General features: G+C 46.5%; 21 protein-coding genes. 8 read left to right on the plus strand and 13 right to left on the minus strand.

Annotation, left to right across the window (positions count from 1 at the left end; all coding sequences use genetic code 11):
• Positions 1-229: 229 nt before the first annotated feature.
• From QUB39_RS06680 to QUB39_RS06690, 3 genes are all read right to left on the minus strand, one after another.
• Positions 230-655, minus strand: coding sequence for a hypothetical protein (locus tag QUB39_RS06680; RefSeq protein ID WP_333052491.1), 426 nt, complete (start codon positions 653-655; stop codon positions 230-232).
• Positions 656-863: 208 nt separating this feature from the next.
• The gene (locus QUB39_RS06685) at positions 864-1052 is read right to left on the minus strand and encodes a hypothetical protein (protein ID WP_333208418.1); all 189 of its coding nucleotides are present in this window, start codon (positions 1050-1052) and stop codon (positions 864-866) included.
• Between the two features lie 335 nt (positions 1053-1387).
• A complete protein-coding gene (locus QUB39_RS06690) occupies positions 1388-2968 on the minus strand; it encodes a photosystem II high light acclimation radical SAM protein (protein WP_333052489.1) in 1581 nt (526 codons plus the stop codon).
• A gap of 375 nt (positions 2969-3343) precedes the next feature.
• Between QUB39_RS06690 and QUB39_RS06695 the strand changes: the two genes are divergently transcribed.
• Complete coding sequence (locus QUB39_RS06695; RefSeq protein WP_333052487.1) at positions 3344-3733, plus strand: DUF1830 domain-containing protein; 390 nt, start codon at positions 3344-3346, stop codon at positions 3731-3733.
• A 237-nt stretch (positions 3734-3970) separates the two neighbouring features.
• A complete protein-coding gene (locus tag QUB39_RS06700) occupies positions 3971-4561 on the plus strand; it encodes a hypothetical protein (protein WP_333259650.1) in 591 nt (196 codons plus the stop codon).
• Positions 4562-4700: 139 nt separating this feature from the next.
• On the opposite strand, the gene QUB39_RS06705 is transcribed toward QUB39_RS06700, so the two are convergent.
• From QUB39_RS06705 to purL, 6 genes are all read right to left on the minus strand, one after another.
• A complete protein-coding gene (locus QUB39_RS06705; protein ID WP_333052482.1) occupies positions 4701-5786 on the minus strand; it encodes a DUF3474 domain-containing protein in 1086 nt (361 codons plus the stop codon).
• A gap of 733 nt (positions 5787-6519) precedes the next feature.
• Positions 6520-7986, minus strand: a complete 1467-nt coding sequence (gene purF / locus QUB39_RS06710) for an amidophosphoribosyltransferase (RefSeq protein WP_333241685.1) — start codon at positions 7984-7986, stop codon at positions 6520-6522.
• Between the two features lie 547 nt (positions 7987-8533).
• Positions 8534-8860 (minus strand): type II toxin-antitoxin system RelE/ParE family toxin, encoded by a 327-nt coding sequence (locus tag QUB39_RS06715; RefSeq protein ID WP_333052477.1) that lies wholly within the window; start codon positions 8858-8860, stop codon positions 8534-8536.
• On the minus strand, positions 8857-9105 hold the full coding sequence (locus QUB39_RS06720; RefSeq protein ID WP_333052475.1) for a type II toxin-antitoxin system ParD family antitoxin: 249 nt from the start codon (positions 9103-9105) through the stop codon (positions 8857-8859). The genes QUB39_RS06715 and QUB39_RS06720 overlap by 4 nt, the downstream gene beginning before the upstream one ends.
• A gap of 243 nt (positions 9106-9348) precedes the next feature.
• Entirely contained in the window at positions 9349-11373 is a 2025-nt protein-coding gene (locus tag QUB39_RS06725; RefSeq protein ID WP_333485039.1) for a bifunctional serine/threonine-protein kinase/formylglycine-generating enzyme family protein, read from the minus strand.
• A gap of 295 nt (positions 11374-11668) precedes the next feature.
• Complete coding sequence (gene purL, locus QUB39_RS06730) at positions 11669-14230, minus strand: phosphoribosylformylglycinamidine synthase subunit PurL (protein WP_333485040.1); 2562 nt, start codon at positions 14228-14230, stop codon at positions 11669-11671.
• Between the two features lie 135 nt (positions 14231-14365).
• Between purL and QUB39_RS06735 the strand changes: the two genes are divergently transcribed.
• On the plus strand, positions 14366-14971 hold the full coding sequence (locus QUB39_RS06735; RefSeq protein ID WP_333052467.1) for a pentapeptide repeat-containing protein: 606 nt from the start codon (positions 14366-14368) through the stop codon (positions 14969-14971).
• A gap of 169 nt (positions 14972-15140) precedes the next feature.
• Here QUB39_RS06735 and QUB39_RS06740 read toward each other — a convergent pair whose 3' ends face one another.
• Positions 15141-15767 (minus strand): Uma2 family endonuclease, encoded by a 627-nt coding sequence (locus QUB39_RS06740; protein ID WP_333052464.1) that lies wholly within the window; start codon positions 15765-15767, stop codon positions 15141-15143.
• 115 nt (positions 15768-15882) lie between these two features.
• Between QUB39_RS06740 and QUB39_RS06745 the strand changes: the two genes are divergently transcribed.
• The gene (locus QUB39_RS06745) at positions 15883-17637 is read left to right on the plus strand and encodes a DUF3352 domain-containing protein (RefSeq protein ID WP_333208421.1); all 1755 of its coding nucleotides are present in this window, start codon (positions 15883-15885) and stop codon (positions 17635-17637) included.
• A gap of 130 nt (positions 17638-17767) precedes the next feature.
• On the opposite strand, the gene mrdA is transcribed toward QUB39_RS06745, so the two are convergent.
• A complete protein-coding gene (gene mrdA, locus QUB39_RS06750; protein WP_333052688.1) occupies positions 17768-19594 on the minus strand; it encodes a penicillin-binding protein 2 in 1827 nt (608 codons plus the stop codon).
• 549 nt (positions 19595-20143) lie between these two features.
• Here mrdA and QUB39_RS06755 point away from each other — a divergent pair.
• Entirely contained in the window at positions 20144-20626 is a 483-nt protein-coding gene (locus QUB39_RS06755; protein WP_333052459.1) for a hypothetical protein, read from the plus strand.
• Positions 20627-20806: 180 nt separating this feature from the next.
• The gene (gene cysE, locus QUB39_RS06760) at positions 20807-21613 is read left to right on the plus strand and encodes a serine O-acetyltransferase (RefSeq protein WP_333052456.1); all 807 of its coding nucleotides are present in this window, start codon (positions 20807-20809) and stop codon (positions 21611-21613) included.
• Between the two features lie 185 nt (positions 21614-21798).
• Here cysE and QUB39_RS06765 read toward each other — a convergent pair whose 3' ends face one another.
• The gene (locus QUB39_RS06765; RefSeq protein WP_333052453.1) at positions 21799-22380 is read right to left on the minus strand and encodes an Npun_F5749 family FMN-dependent PPOX-type flavoprotein; all 582 of its coding nucleotides are present in this window, start codon (positions 22378-22380) and stop codon (positions 21799-21801) included.
• A 76-nt stretch (positions 22381-22456) separates the two neighbouring features.
• Here QUB39_RS06765 and QUB39_RS06770 point away from each other — a divergent pair, with 76 nt between their 5' ends.
• Together QUB39_RS06770 and QUB39_RS06775 are read left to right on the plus strand one after the other, a co-directional pair.
• On the plus strand, positions 22457-23575 hold the full coding sequence (locus QUB39_RS06770; RefSeq protein ID WP_333052451.1) for a tocopherol cyclase family protein: 1119 nt from the start codon (positions 22457-22459) through the stop codon (positions 23573-23575).
• Between the two features lie 103 nt (positions 23576-23678).
• The gene (locus QUB39_RS06775; protein ID WP_333052448.1) at positions 23679-24179 is read left to right on the plus strand and encodes a plastocyanin/azurin family copper-binding protein; all 501 of its coding nucleotides are present in this window, start codon (positions 23679-23681) and stop codon (positions 24177-24179) included.
• A gap of 70 nt (positions 24180-24249) precedes the next feature.
• Here the strand turns inward: QUB39_RS06775 and clpS are convergent, their stop codons facing one another.
• Complete coding sequence (gene clpS, locus QUB39_RS06780) at positions 24250-24543, minus strand: ATP-dependent Clp protease adapter ClpS (RefSeq protein WP_172185659.1); 294 nt, start codon at positions 24541-24543, stop codon at positions 24250-24252.
• Positions 24544-24674 lie beyond the last annotated feature (131 nt).

Genomic DNA, 24674 nt, shown 5'->3' on the forward strand with positions numbered 1-24674 from the left:
GATTATTAAGGAATCAATATGTTTTGGTGGGCATTAAATTTTTAACTTAAATCATGTCCGGTCGAGCCATCGCAATTTTTGTAGGGGCGGGTTCACCAACAATACCTGCCAATAATTGACAATATTAAAAACCCGCCCCCATCGGCATATTATGGTTAATCGATCGGACATGATATTAAATAAAATACACCCTAAATTTAGTGAATTTATCATTAAATAACAGTTAGTGTTACTTAATGACAGCTTCGGTCAAAATTACCTTACCATTCTGGCGGACTTGCAGGCGTTGGGGATTAATCGAATAGATAATATTGCCGTTAGTCGCTTCATAACTTCCGTCATCACCTGCTGTTACTTGCATGACATTGATTTGGGTGCCATTTATTTTGCTAAGGCCGCGGTAAAAAATATCGCCTTCCTGGGTTTTGCAAATGTATATAGAAAAGTTGGGCGTTGCGAAAAATTGCACCATTTCGGCCCTCGGACATCCCTCAACTTGAGCAATTTGCAGCGGTTGATTATTGCCCAAAGTGTTGGGTGCGGGTTGATTTAGTGCAGTTGCTTCTGCTGAGGCGGTCAAAAAGCCTATCGCACTAATCCCCGCCATAACTAGAACTACTGCTTTAATGTCCTTAACTGTATCTTTATAAAACATCCTGTTACTCCTGGTTTTAACTATATAATTACATCTTAAGCTATCTTTGCTGGATATTAATAATATTTAATCTCAGAGGTGAGAGGTGCAGGGAACCCGGTATACCCTCGGTTTAAGTAAGGTGCGAACTGTGCACCTAACACCCGTGAAAATACACAAGTATGTCAATGCGATCGCAGGCAAGCAATCTCTTGTATTTATGACATTTTTAAGATTTTATGACTTGTTCACGCCGATTTGAGAAACCGGGTTTCTTCATATATTTCTCGTTACTAAACCTTTGATTTTCGTAGAAACCGGGAATCAGCGCCCCCATGTCGCGAACGGACTCTTTTATATCAATTCCGGTTGCATTGGAATGATTAAACCGCAGAGAACGCAGAGAACGCAGAGTCAATCGATTTTAGATTTTAGATTTTAGATTTTAGATTTTAGATTAAAGAATTGACCCCACGGATAAATTCGGGGGCTTGTTTATCGCATACAGGTTTTTTATTTCTGGGTCCTGAGTCTGCGAAGGAATGAATCCGGGGGCTTGTATCCTGGATGCTTTCGGTCAGAGAACAGAGAGATGAATACAGGACTCGGAAGGGCGGATTTGATATTACACGGTAATGTTTATTTGCACTTACCTATTTATTAAATAATAAAAAGGGAAACAGAAGATAGATTTTTCCTCCCATTTCCCCTTTTGAAAAGAACCGTCTTCCTGACTGCGAACCTGGTAATTAATTAATTAACTGCTGCCAATTGTTTGTCTTTGATTTCCACTGGCGCGGTTAATGCTTCTTCCAAATCCGCACAGCCGAGTTTTTCCTCCAGAATTGCCATCACTTCGCGACCGAAATCATTGGAATTACGCTGCCAAGCTTCTAAACAAATTTGCCCGAAAAAGGAACCCAAAGGCTCGGGATTCCATAGCAATTTGCGCGCTGTCCAAGGCATCAAACTCATCGGATCGTAACCCGGTTGCAGAATCTCCTTTTTAAAGGCGTATTCTTCTAAAATTGTGTGCGGCTGCAACCCGATAAAGAAAATAGCTGGTTCTACTTTATCTGCTCCGAAAATCCGCTCTAGTTCTCGGTGATAAGCAATAGTTTGCCGGATGGTTTCAAAGGTTTCGTCAATGACGTTAAACGAGTAATTAACGGAAACCACATCGTTGTAACCTGCTGCTTTTAAATCGCGACAATTTTCCAAAACTACTCGCAAGTTGTAGCCCATCCGCATTTTCCGAACCAGTTCTTGGGAACCGCTGGTGATGCCGATTTCAAAGTAATTCATCCCCGTTTTTACCATCAAATCGCACAACTCTGGTGTGAGATTGTCCGCACGGATGTAAGCGGCCCAGTGTATGTCGTCCATGCCGGCGGCGATGATTTTTTGCAATAATTCAACTGCATCATCGATGAATTTGCGTGCTGGGATAAATTGAGCGTCGGTAAACCAGAAATTGCGGATACCTCTCGAGTACAATTGCCGAATCTCCGCCACCACCTCATCCGCCGGATTGATCCGCACTTGTTTCCCCTCAATCACCGTATAAATGCAGTAACAGCAATTGTGAGGACAGCCGCGCTTGGTTTGGACTCCCACGTAGAAGTCCATATCCTGTAGATAATAGGAAAATTCTGGCCAAATCGTTTCGATGTAATTGTAATCGCAAGCAGTTTTCTCGATGTTGGCTGGTTTTTCGTGAATTAGCTTCGCGCGCGGCACAGTTTCTCCCACCACATAACACCTTTCCTCGGCCAAATCTTCGCCCTTAATCAACTTCTCCAGCAAAGCTTCACCTTCCCCCACCGAAACCACAGTGCCCGTGGGCAAACTGCGTCCCAACTGCTCGTAAAACACGCTCACAGCACCGCCTCCGACCACTGCACGAGCTTCGGGGCGGTATTTCCGGGCCCGCTTCAATCCGCGCTTAATCAGTCCCAAATTGCGCCAGAGTTCGGTGTAGTAAGACGCGGCTAAACGCAGTCCTCCGAGTGCTCCCCGGAACTTGATCAGGGGATTTTTGGCGTAGTAAAACTCGAAGGCATTTTGCAGCGGGTTGCCGCCCCGGCCGCCCACGGGGGCGTAAATTTGAATGTCCCGCCAAGAGAAAACTAGCAGAGTCGGCTTAAACTCGTCTATGCTGGCATCTAAAGCTTTAGCGAAATCCAGGGGGGGTACGGCACCTAAATCGAAAATGCGCTGTTCGACATCGGGAAACAGCTTGTGTACGTGATCCGAAAGATAGACAACTCCGATCGGGAAAATCGGATTGCAAGGGAGGCGAACGTACAGGACTCGGTTTTCTCGGTTTTCCATGATTGCCATATCCTAAAGTGGAACTTTTTCAGCTATGTTAATATTCTTTTAATATAACTTTACAATATGTCTAATTTTCGCAATTTGACATTAAATATTCTTAAATTTTTTTAAACTGGCTAAAAGCCGAGCTTGTTGGTGTCGATCGGCGACAGCAGCAGAAAAAAGCTAATTTTTAAGTGAATACAGCTTATTTTGACAAAAAATCTCTGCTAGGAGTCAAAAAGCCGATATTTATCCGGTTATATTTTAATAGAAGTTCGATCGGTCTCTCATGTATTAGGGAGTTGGTAGTCGGCTTTACAGTAGGCGGGATCGCCTAGTGTTAGCCTGAGAAGATAACTAAAACTTTTAGGCAAGGCTCCCTCAGCAGTTATGGCTCAAATTCTTGACCCCGTACCCTCAAACATTGACAGCAAGATTCTGTGCTGCTACGTCAACGCCACCAGTCAGATTCAGATTGCTCGCATCGCCAACATTCCTAACTGGTACTTTGAACGAGTGGTGTTTCCCGGACAGCGCTTAGTGTTTGAAGCGATGCCCGCTGCAGCATTGGAAATTCACACCGGGATGATGGCTAGTGCAATTTTGTCGGATAAAATTCCTTGCGATCGCTTGCAGATTAACGAAGGCCCCTATTCAAAGGTCAATCCTAGCAGATCCCCAGAGGCAGTTCAGGGCGATCGAACAATCATGGCCGGCCGCCCCAAATCCAGAGAAATCTCAGAACCTTTGACTGTACCGGCGCTAACCGCCGTTGATTAATCCCAGTTGTGAGTTTTGAGTTATATAATTGTCAGTTAATTGATAACTCCGCGCTCAAAATTCCAACTTCTGCAAAGCGGTAAAAACTCAACAGTTAAGAATCAAAGTTTGTGAAATGAATTTTAGATCAAAACTCACAACTGGAAATATTGTCCGGTTTTTCGTATTTCTCTGAGTTTGGTTGGCGGGCCCAAAAGCTGTGCAAAAATATCCTTAAACAGCTTCTCGAATTCAGCCATGTCAGCACAACCTCTTGCTTCTTCCCCATCTTCTGCCCCAGTATTTGAGCCGGCGGTATTCCGGCTTTCTCCCCTGATTAGAATCACGCTGTTGAGCTTGTACACAGCCCTGACAATTCCATTGCCGTTTTTGTCGGAAGTAACGAAAGCACCGGTTCCTCCCGCCGCACTCTGGGCGGGAATTGTTGTTGGGGCTGTGGGCCTCTACGGCGTGCTCAGTGAAAGGGTAATTTTGAGCGAGGAAGGGATTGAAGTCACATATCCCAAGTGGTTTCCGCATTTTTTTCGCAAGGGTTGGTCCCTACCTTGGACTGAGGTAAAAGCTCTCAAACCTCGATCGACCGGTCAAGGAGGTTTAGTTTACTATTTTTTGAGTCATTCGGGTGAAGGTTATTTGTTGCCAATGCGGGTGGCTGGATTTGGTAAATTAGTCGGTTTGGTGGAAGCAAAAACAGGTATTGATACTAGAGATGTCCGCCCTTTGTCGCAGCCTTGGATGTATCTTATTTTGCTGGGATGTACGCTGCTGCTGCTGTTGGTGGATGCGTGGACTATTGTTACGGCGATCGGGCTTAAAGGTAATCTGTAAATTTATTGTGGGTGGGCATCTTGCCCGCCCCCAATATGCAGGTTAAATGTGGAATATCTTATGATCAAACACGCACAAAAAAGAAAAACCCGGTTTCTTAAAGAAGCCGGGTTTTTGCGTATTCTATTGTTTATTTAAACTACTTAACTTCAGCCGATCGCCGACTGTTAGGTGATTCGTAGTAAACTCCAGAACCTGTATCGGAGACAAAATGACAATCCCAGTAAGAGCGAATAAAGCTCTTCCAAATTGGATCGGTTGACTTGCGATAATAATCGCCCAACACTGGCTTGATGGCTTCCGTTGCTTCCTTCAAGTGATAGTGCGGCATTGTCGAGAAAATGTGGTGGGCTACGTGGGTGCCGATATCGTGATGGATGGAATTGATGATTCCGTAGTCGCGATCGATCGTAGACAATGCACCTTTCAAGAAAGACCAATCATCTCCGCGATACCAAGGAATATCGGCTTCTGTGTGGTGCAGGAATGTTACCAAATCCAGCCACATCACGAACACTACATAGGGAACCAAGTAGAACTTGAGTAAAAACAGCCAACCAAACTGATAGGTTAGCGCGCCTAAAAAGCCTACCATCAGTACCAAGGATGCGGAACTTGTCAACACATCCCATTTTTCGGACGGACGGAAAATCGGGCTACCGGGCATGAAGTGAGAACCTACTCGATCGGGCGATCGGCGAAATAGATAAATTGGATAGGCAAATAACATCAAATAAAAGCGTCCTAGCTTTTCGTACCAAGGCATTTGATTGTATTTGCTTTCCGATACCGGATACCAGCTTTCATCGTTATCTAAGCTGCCTGTATTTGCGTGGTGGGTTCTGTGACTAATCCGCCAACCGTGGAAGGGCACGAGAATTGGAGCGTGGGACAGGTGTCCGATCAGGTTGTTGAGCCATTTGCTCTTAGAAAATGAACCGTGTCCGCAGTCGTGACCCACTACAAACAATGCCCAAAACATGGTTCCCTGCATCAACCAAAAGATTGGATAAAAGAGCCAGGAATCCAGGGTGTAGGCGATCGCATACAAACCTGCGATGATGCCAATATCTAAAAAGAAATAAGCCAGAGATTTCCATGCCGATGGCTCAAAACAGTGGGCTGGAATGGCTGCCTTGATATCTTGAAGAGTAAAAGGTAACTCTGCTGTACGAGAGGATGAGCCTTGATTGCTCGGCTGATTGAGAACAGTATTTGATTGCACGAAGTTTCCGATTTAAGCTGACTTGAGAAACCGCATTCCGCCTTCTTTTAACAGTCAATCGATTTTAGATTTTAGATTTTAGATTTTAGATTCACTCCACAGATGAATCTGGGGGCTTAAACTAATATCTAAATTTTTGGCTCTCCCGGACAGGAGTCGGGGGGTTGTATGCCCTATGCAGGTGAGGTAACATTCAACCTGCAAGGAGCCATCTTTTTACTCTGCAAGGGTTTCTAAAGTTATTTAGTTCGCATGAATAGCCCGTCCGCGATTCTCAAGCAAGTTGGCTTGTCGAATACTTGTGTCGGAAAAATTAGTGCGATCGACCCTGTTATCTGAAAAAATCTCATGTGCCCGTTGTTGGTGCGAAATGCGACTTCCATCTGAGAGTGGACATCTGGAGGAACTACCTCCAGTCTGCAGGTAGCATACAGCGTTTCGAGCAGGAATTGTGAACGAGAGTGTAGGGAAAAACCATCGATTTTAGATTGCCGATTTTAGATTCAAGCACAAGTCTCAAATCTCCCATCTCCCATCTCCAATCCGAGGGTTGGGTTTCGCACAAGTTCTACCCAAGCGACTGTTCACTACAGTTCACCAATTCTGCAAGAATTGCTAAAGCTAAGTTAATGTAACATTTCTACACACATTCTGGCAATGACTTACCAGAAAAACTTGAAAATCCATAAATTGCGGAAAGTGACGGGCGATCGCTTTCTCGCTTTGGGATTTTCTAGGTTCCAGCTTTTTCTAATATGAGCTTAGACCGTTTTACCATTTCTGGAACGTCGATCGGATAATCACCGGTGAAACACGCCGAACAAAAACTCATCGGGTCTTCGTTAGTCGCCTTCAGCATTCCATCCCAACTCAAGAAAGCCAAGGAATCAACCCCAATTTGGGTGCCGATTTCTGCGACTGACTTAGTAGCAGCAATCAACTGATCTTGATTGTCGGTGTCGATACCGTAGAAACACGGATGAGTCACCGGCGGCGAGGAAATTCTCATGTGAACTGCTGTTGCGCCAGCATCCCGCAAGGCTTTGACGATTTTGCGACTGGTAGTGCCGCGCACGATCGAATCATCGATAATAATTACCCGCTTTCCTTCCAACACATCTTTGAGAGGGTTGAGTTTCATGCGGATTCCTGACTCCCGCATTGTCTGAGTCGGTTGAATAAAAGTGCGCCCCACGTAGCGGTTTTTAATCAATCCTTCGGCGTAAGGAATGCCGGAAGCTTGAGAAAAGCCGATCGCCGCCGGGATTCCAGAATCGGGAACGCCGATAACTATATCAGCATCAGCCGGAGATTCTGCTGCCAACAAACGCCCGATCCGCAGTCGGTAGCTGTACAAACTTTCACCTTCCATCTGGCTGTCGGGGCGAGCAAAATAGATCATTTCAAAGATGCAAAGTTTGCGCTTCTGTTGCTGGCTCCAGTGGAAGGAAGCCATACCTTCCTCTGTAATCCAAACTAATTCCCCGGGTTCTACGTCCCGCAAAAATTCAGCACCGATAATATCCAAGCCGCAAGTTTCCGATGCTAAAACGTATCGTACCGGAGTTGTGGGGAGGATGCCAATTACCAACGGGCGGACGCCTTGGGGGTCGCGGACTCCCATCACGCCTTTAGGGGTGGCGATCGTCAAACTAAAGGCTCCTTGGCACATACCAAAGGCACTGATCGCTGCTTCCAGCCAGTCTTTGCCCTTGTCTACCTCGGAACCGATCGCCACTGCGATCGCCTCTGAATCCGTCGTGCTGACAAATTCGCACTTCCGAGACAGCAATTCTTCGCGCAATTCTTTAGTATTGACAAGATTACCGTTATGTGCTAGGGCCAGACTTCCCAAACGAGTTTCGACAACCACAGGCTGAGCGTTGACCACGCGCGAGGAGCCCGTAGTAGAGTAGCGAGTGTGCCCTACGGCTAAGTTACCGGGCAAGTGACCTAAACTCGATTCGTTGAAGACTTGGGAAACCAGTCCCATATCTTTGTGCAGGTGGACTTTTTCACCGTCAAAGGTAGCAATCCCTGCTGATTCCTGACCGCGGTGCTGCAAAGCATACAAACCGAAGTAGGTCAACTTGGCGACATCTTCACCCGGTGCGTAGATACCGAAAACGCCACAAGCTTCCTCGGGCTTGTCGGGTTTGCTAGAATGCTCGTCAGCCGCGAAGGAATGGTTGGGAATCATAGATGGGTGGGTTCCTAATGGGGAAGGTGGGTTAGGGGGACAGTTTCAGCGGGAAATCTTGTTTGCGAAGGCGTCGCATAACTTAACATTCCCTTAATCTTGCCACGGATCTGTCATTATTTCCAAATCGTGTAGCATTTCAGACAGAAGCGATGCGGCGTTTAATGGCATTGTAGTATCGATCGCCCCCAAATCCTATATTAACCTTAATTAACAGCGGGCGATGGCTGGGGCGAGGGCTGGGGCGATGGCTGGGGCGATGGCTGGGGCGATTGTCAAACGAAGTCAGCGCAACGCCAGACTGAATAGATTGGCGATCGTGCAATGGCAAATAAATTAGAAACTTGCTTGATGGGCTTTTTCAAATATTAGAATTTAAGGGCGATCGAGCTTGACTTTTCTGTGAGATTGACATACTATATCATCATGGGAATCTGTGCGGCCATGTAATGTCATTTTGGGGGCGATCGAGTATTAAGTAATACCGACAGGAGTGAACCGTGGGATGGAGATTTGGCAGCCTGAAAAATTTTCCTACTTTACAAAGTCAATCAGCTTCATCTCCTGACAAAACTTCCTCTAAATCTCTCGCTGCGTGCAGAATTCTCACTACCTCAATATAGTTATCAAAAGACAGATAGAAAATCAGATAATTCTCAAACCCCCTAACTGACAATCTTCGCAAACCCTCCAACCGTGGATTTTTAACCGGATACAGGCGACCCATTCCCGACATTTGAGCCAATCTCGCAAATGTCTGACGTGCTGCATCAAAAAAACGCAATGCAGCATCAAGATTATTTTGAGCAATATAAGCAAAATTTTCGTCTAAATCTTGACTTGCTCTTGGTGTAATGACAATCCGTTTAGTCATTGCTGGTGTGGGTCAAGATTCTGCACCAACTGAGCCCGTTTTTGCTCCCACCAATCATCGGTAATCTCTATAGAATTGCCACTATCCAAACCAGCCAACAATAACGACTCAACCCGCGCGGCTCTTGCTTGTTCTTGGCGAATTAGGTGCAAGATGTATTCCGCTGCATTACTGTAGCCTCCGATTGCCACTTGTTCGTTAATAAAATTTTGAATTGAATCGGGAAGAGGAAGATTGAGGGTCATATTTTTTATCCTTCCTAATATGTGACCGTGGCATATTTTAACTATTATAGGACTTCTGCACGGGTAGCCAGAAACCGGTTTTTTTTGCCCAGAAGACGCGCTACAGACCGCAAAAACCCCAAAAAACCCGGTTATGAAGGTTTTGATGCGTCAAGGACTATATTTATCAACCAGGTTGAAACCGCCCAGCCTTAAAAGAAAAGTCCTCGCGGGAGACTACAGCAAAGAACCGAAAACCAGAGACTACGCGGAAACCAAAGCCACGCGAAAACCGATGTCCGAGTAACCATCGCCCGCCAAATTGCTAAGACGATACGCACTGCGACAATTCACCGCAGCGTCCTTCCAGGAACCGCCACACCGCACCCGGCGATCGCTTCGATCGTTGTCGGGATGACTGCACCATTCCCAAACATTTCCGTGCATATCATAAAGTCCAAAAGCATTGGGTGAAAAATTCCCGACATCAGTTGTTTGTTTGCGGTAAAGTCCCTTCGGTGCCCCACCATAGGGATTATTGCCATTATAATTAACTAAATCTGGGGTAATAGTTTCGCCAAAATAGAAAGGTGTTTTAGTTCCGGCGCGGCAAGCATATTCCCATTCCGCTTGTGAAGGTAAGCGATAAGTCTTGCCTGTTTTTTTAGAAAGCCGCTTGCAGAATTCCACAGCGTCATTCCAGCTTACTTTTTCGACAGGAAGTTTCGCACCTTTGAACTCAGAAGGGTTATTTCCCATCACCGCTTGGTATTGTTCTTGAGTTATCTCATATTTACCCATAAAAAAAGCAGGGATATTCACGGTACGCTGCGGCCCTTCATAGCTACTTCGTCCGGCTTCCGTATCGGGCGAACCCATCACAAAACTACCGCCAGGAATTGCTACCATGTCTAGAGTAATACCATTCCCCATATTTTCTATAAAAGCCTGTGCTTTTCCTTGACGGCGGTTGGCAATTTGCCCCGTTGAGTTGACTGTCACTGTTTCAAAAGTAAAGCTTTTTAAAGCATTGGAAGATGGCGTAGGTTTTAGAGTTTCTGGTGCGGGTTTTGGAGATGGTTTGGGCGATGGACTTTCTGCTACAGATTGTGGAGATGGTTTTGGCGATGATTTTTTTGCTGTAGTTTTTGGAGATGATTTTTGAGCTGATGATTTAGGAGATGGGGCCGCCTTGTTAGATGAAGGTGGAAGATTTGGTGAAGATGAAGAAGATTTTTTGTTCAACAAACTTTGACCCAGCACAGCTAATGCAAATCCTCCTCCAGCAAAACCCGCTAATTGCAAGAAACCTCGCCTTGTTGTGTTAGTTCGTAACGGCAAAGAGTGCTGTGGAATCACAGGAATTGTGGGAATTGGTATCGGTGCGGGAGTTTGTCTTGACTGACCTTGAAAATCTCTTAAAACTTCCTCTGCTGATTGATAGCGCTGCTGGATATCTTTTGCCAACAACTTAGATAAAATCAATTCCAATTCCTTGTCTATGGGCTTTTTCAAATGTTGCTGCCAATTTGCAGTCCAACTATAACCGTGTTCCGTCCACAAACCATAAGGATGTAACCCCGTCAGTAGATGAAAAGCTGTCGCCCCCAAGCTAAACAAATCGCTGGCTGCATAAGCTTCACCCCCTTGCATTTGTTCAAGCGGTGCATAACCATGGGAACCAATTTGCGTTCCCTGTCGCGATATCACTGTTCCCGACAACTGTTTAGAAACTCCGAAATCAATCAGCACTAACACACCGTCGCTGCGACGGCACATAATATTCTCAGGCTTGATATCTCGGTGAACAATTTTTTGTTCGTGAACAAACTTGAGAACAGGTAGAAGTTCGAGTAATAGTTGCTTAACTTGGCTTTCTTGCCAAATTCCCTGATTTTGGAAAAGCGTCAACAAATTATCCCCATCCACAAACTGCTGTACGAGATACAAATATTTGTTGTCTTCAAAGTAGGCATCAAGGGATGGAATTTGGGGATGTTGTCCTAGCTGTTGCAGTTGTCTAGCTTCTAGCTGAAATAATTCTACCGCTTTGTTAATCGCCCAAGTTCCCTGGACATTTGGTGCTAATTGTTTAACGACACAGCGTTGATTTAGTCGATCGATATCTTCTGCTAAATAGGTTCTGCCGAAGCCACCTTGACCGAGGAGTTCGATCGTGCGGAAACGATTTCGCAGGATGGGTACGAGTTGAAGACCACAACTGATGCAATATGTTTGCCCGTCCGGGTTTTGAGGATTGGGGCAGTCGGGATTGATACAGCAAATCATTTATTGTATGAATGATATTGTTTATATTGTATAGATTGACTGGGCGATTGAATCGACGATTGATAGGGCGATTGAAAAAATTAGCCTAATTTGTAGGGTGCGTCGCTGTGAAATTTTCTAGGCAATTTGCAGATTTTTAATGCGACGCACCTTACTATTGTGTGGTGCGTCGCTGTGAAATTGTCGATATTCCTTACAGATTGTTTCGGGCGACGCACCCTACGGCTTCAACCCTTGCTGTGCGGGTGAGTGTCTGACAAGACGCGGTTTCAAACGCCGTGTGCATGGAAGGCGATTAGACAGATCCAATCCGACGCTCGATCGCACTCCAGTACCGATCGCCCATATCACCAATCCCAACCTCAAGTAACACTTGATTGTCAGCACTCAACACCCGCAAAGGCGATTCAGTACCCCCAACTAAACCGATTTTGTGCCACATTTTGGTCAAATGTTCTTGCAGGTAAGCTTCCCAAATTTCTTGATTTTTCGGTGCGACTGAAACTACAATGCAGTTGCCCATTTCACCAAACAAAATTTCATCCCAGCGACTGACATTTGCCGAATTGCAACTGAGATGAATTTCCGCACCCATTTTAGCAGAAATACAGCATTCCGCGAGGGCGATCGCAATTCCACCTTCCGCACAATCATGGGCAGAACATACCCAACCTTGGCGAATTCCATCGCGACAAACCGATTGCACTTTTCTTTCCAACTCAAAATCTATCCTTGGCGGTTTCCCAGCTACAATCCCGTGAATTGCCGCTAAATATTCCGAACCTCCCAAAGTAGGAGAAGTTGTGATTTTTGAGCTTTCAGATGAAAGTTCGGAGTTTTGGGAGGATTCACCAATTCCCAGCACATAAATTAAATCACCTTTCTTTAGCCAAGCTTGGCCAGCAAGCTTGCTCAAATCGGGAATTAACCCCACCATTCCGATTACCGGAGTCGGATAAATTGGTTGAGGATTCCCCTCAGCATCAACCGTTTCATTGTAAAGAGAAACATTGCCGCCAGTAACAGGCGTTCCCAACTCCCGACAAGCATCAGCAATCCCGCGACAAGCTGACGCTAACTGCCAATATCCGATCGGCTTTTCGGGACTGCCAAAATTCAAATTATCCGTAACTGCCAGAGGTTCAGCGCCCACACAGCTTAAGTTTCTCGCTGCTTCCGCTACGACTGCTTTTGCACCTTCATAAGGATCGAGATAAACATAACGAGAATTGCAATCAACCGTTGCAGCAACTCCGGGAATAGCCCCCTGCGGCGCTTCCTCCTTGCTAAGGGGGGGAGAAACTTTTGGAGTTTCCCTACCTTGTGCCTTTGTAAATAGAGGAATTACCTCTTCTTCCTGTTTGCTTTCGGAAGCTAGAGAAACGGCATTTTCTCTCAGTAGATCCCCCTTAGCAAGGGGGTGTACTTCTAACCCGTTAGCAAGGGAAGAGTGGCAAGGTTCTAGCGGACGCAATCTGACAACCGCAGCATCAGCGCCTCCCGGCAAAACAACAGTATTGTTTTGCACTTGATGGTCGTATTGGCGATAAACCCAGCGTTTAGAAGCGATGGTGGGAGTATCTAAAAGCGTCAGCAAAATCTGATTCCAAGTTTGGAAATTGCCGTTAATTTCGATACCTGCAACTGTGGATTGTGGCAGGGAATCCGCCGTCCATTCCCATGCTTTTTTAGCATATTCTGGCGGTTCTGTCAACAGTTCTCGGTGATAAATTGGCGTGTTATCTGCCAAAGCAGTTGCGGTAATTTCGGCAGCGATTTCGCCTTTAAAGAGAATTCGGACGATCGGCTCTTCGATGACTGTCCCCGCTACTACTGCGTGTAATCCCCAGCGATGGAAAATATCGATTAATTCCTGTTCCCGTCCTTTTTGGGCAACAAACAACATCCGTTCTTGGGATTCCGAAAGCAGGTATTCGTAGGGAACCATACCGCTTTCTCGAACGGGAACTTTGTCTAAATCGAATTCAATGCCGACGCCGCCTTTGGCTGCCATTTCTGATGTGGAACAGGTGATTCCGGCTGCACCCATGTCTTGGGCGGCGACGACTGCACCGGTTTTGAATGCTTCTAAACAAGCTTCAATTAAGGATTTTTCTAAAAATGGATCTCCTACTTGGACTGCGGGGCGATCGTCCATTGATTTGTCTGTCAATTCTGCACTGGCAAAACTTGCTCCTCCCATGCCATCTCGCCCGGTAGTTGAACCGACATAAAGCACGGGATTTCCGATGCCGGATGCCCCGGATTTAACGATTTCTTGAGTTTCCATTAAACCCAAGGCCATGACGTTAACTAATGGGTTGCCGGAATAAGCAGGATCGAAGTAAACTTCGCCGCCTACTGTGGGTACGCCGATGCAATTTCCATAATGGGAAATTCCTGATACTACGCCTTTGAACAATCTCTGAGTTTTAGCATCGTCTAAGTTGCCAAAACGCAGGGAATTTAAAAGTGCGATCGGGCGAGCACCCATTGTGAAGATATCGCGGAGAATCCCCCCGACACCGGTTGCTGCACCTTGGAAAGGTTCGACTGCTGAGGGGTGGTTGTGGGATTCAATTTTGAAGGCGAGTTGCAAGCCTTCTCCCAAGTCTACGACGCCGGCATTTTCTCCGGGCCCGACGAGAATTCGATCGCCCTCTGTGGGAAACTGTTTTAATAGTGGCCGCGAATTTTTGTAACAGCAGTGTTCGCTCCACATGACGCCGAACATTCCCAATTCAGCTTTATTAGGATGGCGGCCAAGACGCTGAACGATTTCTTGATATTCTTCTGGTTTGAGTCTTTCAGCAGCAATTTGTTCGGGGGAAAATGGGGATTCGGAGATGGGAGACATGGAAACTCGTTATAAACCACAGGCTTTATTCTAAATGCCCTGTGCTTGGTTAATCTAAAATCTATAATCTAAAATCTAAAAACCCAGATCCTTGCTTGGTTAATCTAAAATCTAAAATCTAAAATCTAAAATCGAATGACTTTACCTCAAAATCTCAATTTTGCTAACCAAAACTTGCGGAACCGTTCTTTTAAAGGGCTTGACTTATCTGGGGCGAATTTCAGCGGTTGCGACATTCGAGGCTGCAATTTCACCGGGGCGATTTTGAGGGGGGCAAATTTTCAGGGTGTCAGAACCGGACAAAGCCGCAGGCGGGTGAGAAATTTGATTGCTAGGGCTGGGGTGACAGCGGTGACAGTGACGGCTGCTGGGGCTTTGACGGGACTGATAGCCGGGGCGGATGCGGGGGCTGTGGCTGTGGCTGGAACCGCTGCGACGGCGATTGCTGCGACTCGGTGCGAGGCTGGGATTGTGGCGGGGGCTGTGGCTGGGGCTGCTGCTGCGATCGGCGCTAGCGGTATTGTGACATTTTTGGGCGGAGATACTCTCAGGGGAATTGTCTTATTTTTGGTTTCTGGGGTAATTCTGGGGTTAACTGCGATCGGCTTTTTTATCGCTGTTGAACAGATAGAAAAATTGTCGATAACGTCGTTTAGAAAAGCTGATTTAACTGATGCTGTATTCGATGCGGGGGTGGTTCTAGATGCAGATTTTTCCGATGCGCGAGGAGTGCCGTGGTAGACTGCACAATTACTGATTTTTTTGATTTTTTACCGAAAGCATCCAGGATACAAGCCCCCGGATTCATCCGTGGAAAAATAAAAAACCTGTATCCGATGAAACTTGCCGAACGTATTTATTCGTGGGGTGAATGCTTCAATTCTAAAATCTAAAATCTAAAATCTAAAATCTAAAATCGATTGACCCATTCCCGTAATTCTCGCACTGCTGTGGTTGCGCCTGTAGTTTGAGTGCGATCGATAAATTCCTCAACTTTTGCAGTAGGTAGCATCGGGAAAGCCCGCGAAAAATTGCACTCGGCATATTCGCCATTTTGCAATTGATAAAACTTGATGCTTCGTCCATCGTACCGCCAAATTTCGGGTACGCCTAAATCTGCATATAAATCGAATTGATTTAAGGAACTGCTGGTAATATCAATTTCCAGTGCTAAATCGGGCGGCGGATCTTGAGCAAAGTCTAATTCTGTTCTCCCTCTGACCAGTGCTTCATTCTGGATATAATAACAGGAATCTGGTTCTTTACCCGCTGCTTTTTTGCGTTTTTTGATCGTCATCGAGCCAAAGGGGTTGTACTCTAGATTGAGTTCTTCTATGAGAGTTACAATTAAGCGATCGATCAGCCTGTTGCGATTTTCATGTTCCGGTAGCGGCACCATAATTTCTAATTGACCTTGATGATAAGCAATTCTGGTGGAACGTTGGTTGCCCAGTTCCGCTAGCAGGCTTTCATATAACTGCCAACTGATATTTTGCAGTAAAACTCGCTGTTCGGGGGGCGTTGATATTGTTAGCATTTTACTTGAGTTTTAGAGCTTGAGAATATTTTAATTGATTCTTTTTTTTTGCGAACAGCACAAAAAGTATCTGCCGACAGCTACGGTCATGCGCTACTCTAGTTAATAATAGACTGTGGTCATTAGTCCTTGTTGTATGAAGTTGCGATCGTTCTTTTCTTTCCTCCTTGCTGGCGTCTTGGCACTCTTAGGCTTGAGTGCCGGTGGTTTTTACTGGCTGACAACTCACACTCCCCTGAATTTGCTCGCTGGCGGGCCGACAACTACTCCGGCTGCGGCTGTGTTTGTCTCGAAACAAGCACCTTTGTTAGCATCAATGCTGGTAAATCCCGATCGCCTCGAAGCATTGCGACAAGTTTTTGCCACTCCCGAAGAAAGAAGTCGATCGCACGCAGAATTTGAGCAAATCAAAAAAAGTTTCCTCGGCAATACAGGCCTCGATTACAGTCGAGATATCCAACCTTGGATAGGTGACGAAATTACCCTCGCCGTCACAACGCCAGATTTCGATGGCGACAGCAGCAACGGCCAACAAGCCGGGTTTTTGCTGGCCGTTTCCTCCCAAAAGGTCGATCGCAGCCAAAAATTTCTTGACTCCTACTGGCGCCAACAATCTCGTGGCGATAAAACAGTGCAGTCGGAAATATATAAAGGCGTGAGAATTAATTATAAACAAGCACCAAAATCCCAGAAAAAATCTGCTTCGCTTTCGCCTTTTAATCCGTTTTCTCTGCCGACTTCCAAGTTGCCATCCAGCTTCGCAACAGCAGCCATCGGCGGTAATTTTAATTCTGGGAATAATCAAAGTTTTGTTTTATTTTCCAATAGCCCGATTGTGATTCGAGATGCAATTAATAACCTTGAAACAGCAAACCTAAATCTCAACAATACCCCGGAATATCAAAAAGCTTTGCAGCAGCTAACTCAAGGCAGAATCGCTTTAGCATTTGTCAATCTCCCGCAATCAGCAACCGAGCAAAATCCCCAAGTTTCTCTTAATTCCCTCGCAGTTGCTGTCGGAGTCAACCGACGGGGATTGCTGGCTCAAACTGCTTTAGTGACATCGCGAGAAAACACAGCTTCTCCAACGCTTTCCGAACCTGTGCAAGCCTTGCAATACATTCCCTCAGCGAGTCCTTTCGCGGTCGCCAGCACCGACTTAAGGAATTTTTGGGCTGATTTGTCATCGGCGGTTTCTACTAATCCAGAAGTCTCAAATTTAGTCGATCGCACCCTGGGAGATATTCAGCAACTTTGGGGCGTCAACCTGCCGCAGGATATATTTGACTGGGTACAAGGAGAATACGCTTTAGCAGTGCTTCCGAATTCGTCAAATGGTGCCGACTGGATTTTTGCCGCCGAAAACTCTGCTGATTCCCAAAAGGCGATCGACAAACTCGATGAAATTGCCCGCAGCAAAGAGTACAGCATCGGCAGCTTCACTCTGAGAAACCAGAAAATTACCGCTTGGACGCAGTTGACAACTAGCCAGAATTATGGTAAAGAAAATAATAGAAAAAGTGCGATCGAAACCGAGGCAAAAGGAGTCCGAGCCACCGTCGGCAAATACGAAATTTTCACCACTTCAGTAGAAGCAATGGACGCAGCACTAGAAGCAGCAGAAACAGTCTCTTTAGTTGCCAATCAAGATTTTCAAACCAGCATTGAACCGCTTCCGCCCTCTAACGACGGCTATTTTTATTTAGACTGGCCCTCCAGCAGGGCAATTTGGGAAAAACAAATCCCGCTGTTGAGGTTAATTGAACTTTCGGCAAGACCATTGTTCGATCACTTGCGATCGCTAACTGTCACCAGTACGGGAGAAATAACAGGAATTCGCAAAGCTACTATATTTATGCGGCTCAATTAGTTAGTAGTCAGTAGTCAGTAGTCATTAGTCAGTAGTCAGAAGTCAGAAGAAAAACAAGACATTATGCCCAATTCCCCATTCCCAATAACTAAGGACTAATGACTAATGACTACTGACTAAGGACTAAGGACTAAGGACTAATAACTACTGGCTGCTTCACATTTTTCTGTGGCCCAAAATAAGCTTGAAATACCTCTTTGGCGATCGGGGCGGCGGCAACAGAACCATAACCGCCATTTTCCACAACCACGGCGATCGCAATTTCCGGCTTCTGGGCGGGCCCGAAGGCGACATACAAAGAGTGATCCTCCTGTCCGATGACCTCCGAAGTCCCTGTTTTGCCCGCCGTCAGCGGAATCGAACCGTCATTCAATCCCTGTCCAGTACCCTCGGCAACTACCGCGATCAGTCCTTCCTTAATCACCTGAACTGTTGAAGGTTTCATCCCCGTATGTACCCGTTGAGTCTCCGCTGTGCCGGTCATAGAAGTCAAAAGATGAGGCTTCACGCGATAACCCCCATTAGCGATCGAACTCACCATTACCGCCCCCTCCAAAGGAGTCATCAACACCAACCCCTGCCCGATCGACATCGTTACCGTATCACCCGCATACCAAGGTTCTTTATAAAGTTTCTCCTTCTCCTCCGGCGTCGGGATTTGACCGTAATCGCCACCGCCTAGCCCCAAAAGATTCAAATCCGTATCCTTGCCAATTCCCAAGCGCTGTCCCCACTTAGAAATTTGCTCCGGCCCGGTACTAATCCCCAATTGATAAAAAAACGTATTGCTGCTGAAAGCCAAAGCATCCCGAAAGCCGATGTCGCCGAAACCGCCACTGTGTTCGTTAAAATCAATTCCCCCCACAGTAATGTAAGACGAAGTACCGAGAATTGAGTCCGGCGAAAATTTGCCCGACTCCAGGGCCGCGACGGAAGTCACAATTTTAAAGGTGCTACCGGGGGGATAGCCCTGCGTGGCCCGATTCAAAAATGGATTTTCCGGATCTTGAAGAGTTTTCCACTCATCCTTAGTGATTTTTCGCGTAAACAGATTGGGGTCAAAAGTCGGGTGGCTGGCCATAACTAATACCGCCCCGGTGTTGACATCCAGCGCCACTACTGCTCCCCGGCGGTTCCCCAGGGCTTTTTCGGCTGCTTTTTGCATGGACAAGTCTATGGTTAGCTGCACCGCCTCACCGGGTTTGGGCGGTGTCTCTCCCATCAGCCGCAATTCTTCATTTTGGGCATTTACTTCGATCAGCCGATCGCCCCACACTCCCGCAATCTTCTCGTTAGAGCTCGCTTCTATGCCCATTTGACCGACAATCATCCCCATCGGATATTCAGGATGAGCTTCCAAGTCGGCTGCGGTAGCTTCGCCGATATATCCGATCGCGTGAGATGCCAAACTGCCTTCGGGATAGTAGCGGTTCGCTTCTGGCCGCACTTCCACTCCCCGCATTTGTCCCACCTCTTCTGCTAGTGGCACGAACACCTCTGGCGGCATTGCTTGCTTGAGCCGCACCGGTCTATAGGATTGAGGATCGACCTCTTTTATTTTTTTTAAAATTTCTTTTGCTGGAATTTTAACCAGCGGACTCAACTTTTCTGCTGTCACTTTCCACTGTTCCGGCGTTTGTTCTTTCGGCCACAAATATACCGATCGAGCTAAATTGTTTGCAGCTAGCAACTTGCCTTTGCGATCGATAATGTGTCCGCGATTCGCCGGCATGGGCACTAGGCGAACGCGATTGTTTTCGGCTCGTTCCCGGTGTTGCTTCCCTTGTATCAGTTGCAATTCCACCAGCCGACTAGCGTGCAGGCCCAGCAAACCTGTTGCCACCAGCATTAACACGATCGCCCGGTGTATCGGACGATCCTGTTTTTTAGGAGTTTCCCCCAGGCTTTTGTCAGGAGAGTGAAATGCTGAGATCGAATAAACTTGTCGTTGCATCATTCTATAGGTAGATGTCAAATCCTAGATTTTAGATTCTTGAATTGTCAATTGTGAAGTATACATCATCAGACCGGGGCGATCGGGCCTTGACCCTTGGGGGAAGCGGAATGATTGAGCGTTAGCTATTGACTAATCACTAATTAACTCATGACTGCTTACTAATCCCCCAAGCACCAAGAAATAGCCAGAAAAATCAAGGTCAGGCTCAGCCAATTAGGCAGGTGGAGCCAGCCAGATAGACCTATAGGTAACAATACCAAGACCTGTGTCAATAGGGAACCGAGGGCCAACAGCAAGGCTAAAAGTATCAAATTTATCATCTTGACACCGTACAATTTCGGATATGAGTCGATCGCCTGTGGCAGAAATCCGAGTGGCACAAGCGAGCGCGATCGTAGAGGGATTGTCCTGATAGACATAAGGAAGATAAGCCAGGAGGTGTTGAACTAATTTAAAAAAAATTATTCTTCCTCCATAGTTTGTATTCCAGGGGCTGCGATGGGTAAATTCTGAGTTGTGATTTTAAGTTGTGACGCCAGGAGTATGGCCATGTTGTTTAATCAGGGAGCCAATTTCAAAAACGGTGCGCTCTTGGGTGCGATCGCGGCGATCGTCGCCCTACCAGTTTTAGCAGAAACAGCCAATTTCGGCACTTTAAGTTTATCGCGAGGTTTTGCAGCCCCAACAGCAGTTTTGAGAGGTTCCACAGGCGGATCCTACTCTCTATCTGCCATAGCCAACGCCGATCGCCACAAAAACAAATGTTTGGGTTTTGCCACCCCAACTCCCGACCACATCATAGTCTTGCAGCAAAACTTTTCAAAACTCACACTCCAAATCAACAGCGGAGGCAAGGACACAACCTTACTCGTACAAGGCCCCGGTAATGCGGTGCGCTGCGGAGACGATATAGGTCAGAATAAAGATGCTGGCATACTTGATTCTGACTGGCAAGCAGGCTCTTACAGGATTTGGGTAGGTACTGTCGAACCCGGAGTCAAGTCTAACTATACAATCTCAGTACAGGAATAGAACGCAGCGGCGCTGTTGGATGGAGACAATAAAATATCATCAAATTCTCCCCCAATCTCCCACTCTCCCACGGTTCCACTCCGTCATATCCCCCAATCTCCCGATCGACCGCTCACTTCCCCATCCAGTAAAATGTAAAATCGAAAGTGGCGTGTTTAACCAAAATAGGTAACTCCGAAAGTGCTAAAGACTCTTAGAGCTGACTTCAGTATAATTTTCGATCGCGACCCTGCAGCTCGCAACTGGCTGGAAGTTTTGTTTTGCTACCCCGGTCTTCAAGCCCTAGTGCTGCACCGCCTCGCACACTGGCTTTACGTGTTGGGACTTCCCTTCATCCCCCGCTTGATTTCCCACATAGCTCGCTTTTTGACCGGAATTGAAATCCACCCAGGGGCAACCATCGGCAAAAGCGTATTCATCGACCACGGTATGGGGGTTGTGATCGGCGAAACAGCGATTATCGGCGATTTTGCCCTAATTTACCAAGGTGTCACCCTAGGCGGTACTGGCAAACAAAGCGGCAAGCGTCACCCTACAGTCGGCGAAAACGTAGTTGTCGGTGCCGGCGCCAAGGTACTCGGCAATCTGCAAATTGGCAATAACGTCCGCATCGGCGCCGGTTCCGTCGTACTCCGCGACGTACCATCTGACTGCACAGTGGTAGGGATTCCCGGCCGCATCGTCTATCGATCGGGAGTGCGCGTCAATCCCCTAGAACACGGCAGTTTGCCGGATTCGGAAGCTGTGGTAATTCGCTCTTTGCTCGATCGTATCGAATCCCTCGAACAGCAAGTAAAAAGTTTGGTTCCTCAACCATCTGTCTCCTTAACTTCTGATCCCACTTCCCACAATTTCCACTCAGTATCAGAAGCTTTAAACCAAGCCAGCAATGTAGCCGTAGCCGAAAAAACACAGCTAGTTACAACCCCTAGCTGCAAGTTAAAAGATAAAGCAATTCAAGAATTTTTCGACGGCAGCGGCATCTAAAATTTGAATTGGCCAAACAGGGAATTGGCCAAACAGGGAATTGGCAATGGGGCCTGGAAGGTTATTGGTAACAAATAACCAATAACCAATAATCACTGACTAATGACTACCCAGATTTATCAGTGGAGTCGCTTTCTTCAATCTAAAATCTAAAATCTAAAATCTAAAATCGGTTGACTTCTTTTTCAAGGATTAACCGATCGCACAGACCAATTTCCCTCCCCGTCGCGCCGATAAAGCGATCGGTTTTGCGGTTCCCCCCGCAACTCCAACAAATCCACCGTTTCCGGTTCCAACAACAGCAAGCAAAAATTAGGCAGCGGCTCGATCGCATCTGGGGAAGCAGAATCAAAAGCACTAGCCTCGGCTTTGTCATCCCCCGGATGAGGCCAAGCAAACTGCGATCTAGCCGCCTCAGAAAGCTCCTGCCAAGTTGTGCACCGCGATGAACACAACTGGGCATCTGGATAATCTGCCCCTACCAAAACTAGCTTTCCAGCAATCCGAAATTGTTCGCGAGTTTTCGGGAAATACCAGCAAATTTCCCCCCAAGGATAGAGATTAATCTCCTCAGCCTTTTCACTGCGAATATCTGTAATAAACTTTAACTGATTAGTATCTGCTAAAAAGCCTCGAAACACCACAGTGCGGTTAGCCGGACGCCCGGTAGCCCGAACAGTTGCTAGTTGCAAGTAACGGGCAAAAGCAAGACTGCGGTTGCGGTGGAGGGCACGAGCTAAGGGCGATCGCCAAAGTGCTAGAGACATAAAGGAAGGAAGAAGGAAGAAGGAAGAAGGAAGAAACAGTTATCCGTGAATTCCCTGTCATGCTATTGGTAATTCTATGTCAAATTCACTCTCAAAACTCAAAACTCTTGAAACTCCCCACAGTGGCTACCACTGGGACGGTAGTTCACGCCGCTTTTTTGAAGGCTGGTACTACCGAATAACATTACCGATTCACGGACAATCCTTTGCATTCATGTATTCCATCGAAGACCCCAGAGGCGGTCAACCTTACAGTGGCGGTGCAGCTCAGATTCTCGGTCCGAAAGATAGCTATTTGTGTCGCACCTTTCCAGATGTAAATAAGTTTTGGGCGCACAGAGAAAGCTTAGGTTTCGGACATTGGGGCAAAACAGATTTACAAATTAAACCCCAATATTTAGAGCCGGCAGTATTCGACAGCAGCGTCGAAGAAGGCTATCAAGCTACTGCTACTTTAAATCAAGGTTATTTGCACGATCCGGGAAGCGGCAGCCACTGTTTTTGGCAGTACGAAATTCAACCTATCTATGGCTGGGGAAACTCTGAAGAAATCCAGAAATCTACCGCAGGAATGCTATCTTTACTGCCCGTTTTTGAGCCTGGATGGCAAATTTTAATGGCTCACGGTTTAGCCACGGGCTGGATCGATTGGAATGGCGATCGCTACGAATTTAAAGATGCTCCCGCTTACAGCGAAAAAAACTGGGGCGGTGCTTTTCCGCAAAAGTGGTTTTGGATTAATTGCAATTGTTTTCAAGGCGAAAATGATTTAGCTTTAACCGCAGGTGGTGGCAAGCGGGGCGTGCTGTGGTGGATGGAATCGGTAGCAATGATTGGTCTGCATTACCGAGGCAAATTTTACGAATTTGTGCCTTGGAATTCGCAAGTTAGTTGGACTATTGAACCTTGGGGAAGCTGGAAAATGCAGGCTAGAAACAGTCAGTTTGAAGTTGAGTTGATTGGCACTACAAACATTCCTGGTAGTTATGTGCGAACTCCTACCGAAAAAGGCATGGCTTTTTGCTGCCGGGATACGACGCACGGTGAATTGCGCTTGCAACTGCGAGAGTTGTTGGGGGGAAATGTGGAAAAAAATGGCAAGCAGCGTTCTAGAATTATCTTAGAGGCTCAAAGCTCTTTATCGGGTTTGGAAGTTGGGGGCGGGCCTTGGGATGAAGTTTGGCGATCGAATTAAGTCATTAGTCAGTAGTCAGTAGTCAGTAGTCAGTAGTCAGTAGTCAGTTGTCAGTTGTCATTAGTCATTAGTCAGTTAATAGTTAACAGTAGTCAGAACAGCCATGATCAATTTACTCGGTTGGCAATTAGGCAAATTCTACCGCAGCCAGGGGTTACAAAAAACTTTCAAGGTGATTTTGGGACTAATTTTATGTTTGAGCACAATCTTGATGCCAGCGACAATTGCTAGTGCTGCCGGTGATTTGTCTCGCCAACCTGTTACCGAAATTACTGTTAGTTTAGGTAACGAAGCTGGGGAACTCAAATTCTTTCCCAATCTGCTAGAATTTGAATCGGGCAAGCGCTATAAATTAGTGCTAAAAAATCCCAGTTCGCAGAAACATTATTTTACTGCTAAAAACTTTGCTGATGCGAGTTGGACTCAAAAAGTTGAAGCTGGGAAAGTGGAAATTAAAGGAGCGATTCACGAACTAGAACTTAAACCGGGCGCTATGGCAGAATGGGTGTTTGTGCCGATGAAATCGGGAACCTACAACCTGCGCTGTACGGTAGCCGGACATACAGAGGCGGGGATGATTGGCAAAATCACGATCGCCTCTTAAATCCCAATCTGCGTTCAATTTCAGATTAATTACCGAAAATTCATCGAACTTTCGGCCCTCTAGACACTTTTCAAGTAGACTCTAGCGGAGCCATTGTCAGTCCAGCACGGCTCAATTGCATATGATAAAGTTCTGCTTGCTCTTGCGGGCCAACCCACACGGTGGCTTGGCCTTCGTGGTGGATTTGGTTGGCGAGTTTCCAAGCTCGATCGCTCGTCATCCCTGGAATGTATTTCGTCAAACATTCCACAACGTGCTGAAATGTGTTGAAATCGTCGTTGAGGACTATTACCCGATAGTTGGGATAAGGTTTGCGGGTAACTTGACTCGATCGAACGGGTGCTATGGTTGGTGAAGAGGTCATCGCGCGAACAGCCACTAAAACTACAAAATTCGTAAAAAAGTTACCTCTAAAATTATAACACAATTTCATATTTTTTCAACCCCTACTTGGTATTTTGATCCGCTTCGGGGTTTATTTTCACCACCGGGCCC

Origin of the sequence: Microcoleus sp. AT8-B5 (assembly GCF_036705565.1) — a bacterium.
Lineage (GTDB): Bacteria > Cyanobacteriota > Cyanobacteriia > Cyanobacteriales > Microcoleaceae > Microcoleus.

Excerpts from the sequence above, each read along its gene's own strand:
- QUB39_RS06735 (WP_333052467.1), top strand. The coding sequence starts at position 14,366 with ATGACTTTACCTCAAAATCTCAATTTTGCTAACCAAAACTTGCGGAAC.
- QUB39_RS06720 (WP_333052475.1), bottom strand. The coding sequence starts at position 9,105 with ATGACCCTCAATCTTCCTCTTCCCGATTCAATTCAAAATTTTATTAAC.
- QUB39_RS06755 (WP_333052459.1), top strand. The coding sequence starts at position 20,144 with ATGTTGTTTAATCAGGGAGCCAATTTCAAAAACGGTGCGCTCTTGGGT.
- clpS (WP_172185659.1), bottom strand. The coding sequence starts at position 24,543 with ATGACCTCTTCACCAACCATAGCACCCGTTCGATCGAGTCAAGTTACC.
- QUB39_RS06775 (WP_333052448.1), top strand. The coding sequence starts at position 23,679 with ATGATCAATTTACTCGGTTGGCAATTAGGCAAATTCTACCGCAGCCAG.
- QUB39_RS06715 (WP_333052477.1), bottom strand. The coding sequence starts at position 8,860 with ATGACTAAACGGATTGTCATTACACCAAGAGCAAGTCAAGATTTAGAC.
- QUB39_RS06690 (WP_333052489.1), bottom strand. The coding sequence starts at position 2,968 with ATGGAAAACCGAGAAAACCGAGTCCTGTACGTTCGCCTCCCTTGCAAT.
- QUB39_RS06740 (WP_333052464.1), bottom strand. The coding sequence starts at position 15,767 with ATGCTAACAATATCAACGCCCCCCGAACAGCGAGTTTTACTGCAAAAT.
- QUB39_RS06770 (WP_333052451.1), top strand. The coding sequence starts at position 22,457 with ATGTCAAATTCACTCTCAAAACTCAAAACTCTTGAAACTCCCCACAGT.
- purF (WP_333241685.1), bottom strand. The coding sequence starts at position 7,986 with ATGATTCCCAACCATTCCTTCGCGGCTGACGAGCATTCTAGCAAACCC.
- QUB39_RS06680 (WP_333052491.1), bottom strand. The coding sequence starts at position 655 with ATGTTTTATAAAGATACAGTTAAGGACATTAAAGCAGTAGTTCTAGTT.
- QUB39_RS06695 (WP_333052487.1), top strand. The coding sequence starts at position 3,344 with ATGGCTCAAATTCTTGACCCCGTACCCTCAAACATTGACAGCAAGATT.
- QUB39_RS06725 (WP_333485039.1), bottom strand. The coding sequence starts at position 11,373 with ATGATTTGCTGTATCAATCCCGACTGCCCCAATCCTCAAAACCCGGAC.
- mrdA (WP_333052688.1), bottom strand. The coding sequence starts at position 19,594 with ATGATGCAACGACAAGTTTATTCGATCTCAGCATTTCACTCTCCTGAC.
- purL (WP_333485040.1), bottom strand. The coding sequence starts at position 14,230 with ATGTCTCCCATCTCCGAATCCCCATTTTCCCCCGAACAAATTGCTGCT.
- QUB39_RS06765 (WP_333052453.1), bottom strand. The coding sequence starts at position 22,380 with ATGTCTCTAGCACTTTGGCGATCGCCCTTAGCTCGTGCCCTCCACCGC.
- QUB39_RS06700 (WP_333259650.1), top strand. The coding sequence starts at position 3,971 with ATGTCAGCACAACCTCTTGCTTCTTCCCCATCTTCTGCCCCAGTATTT.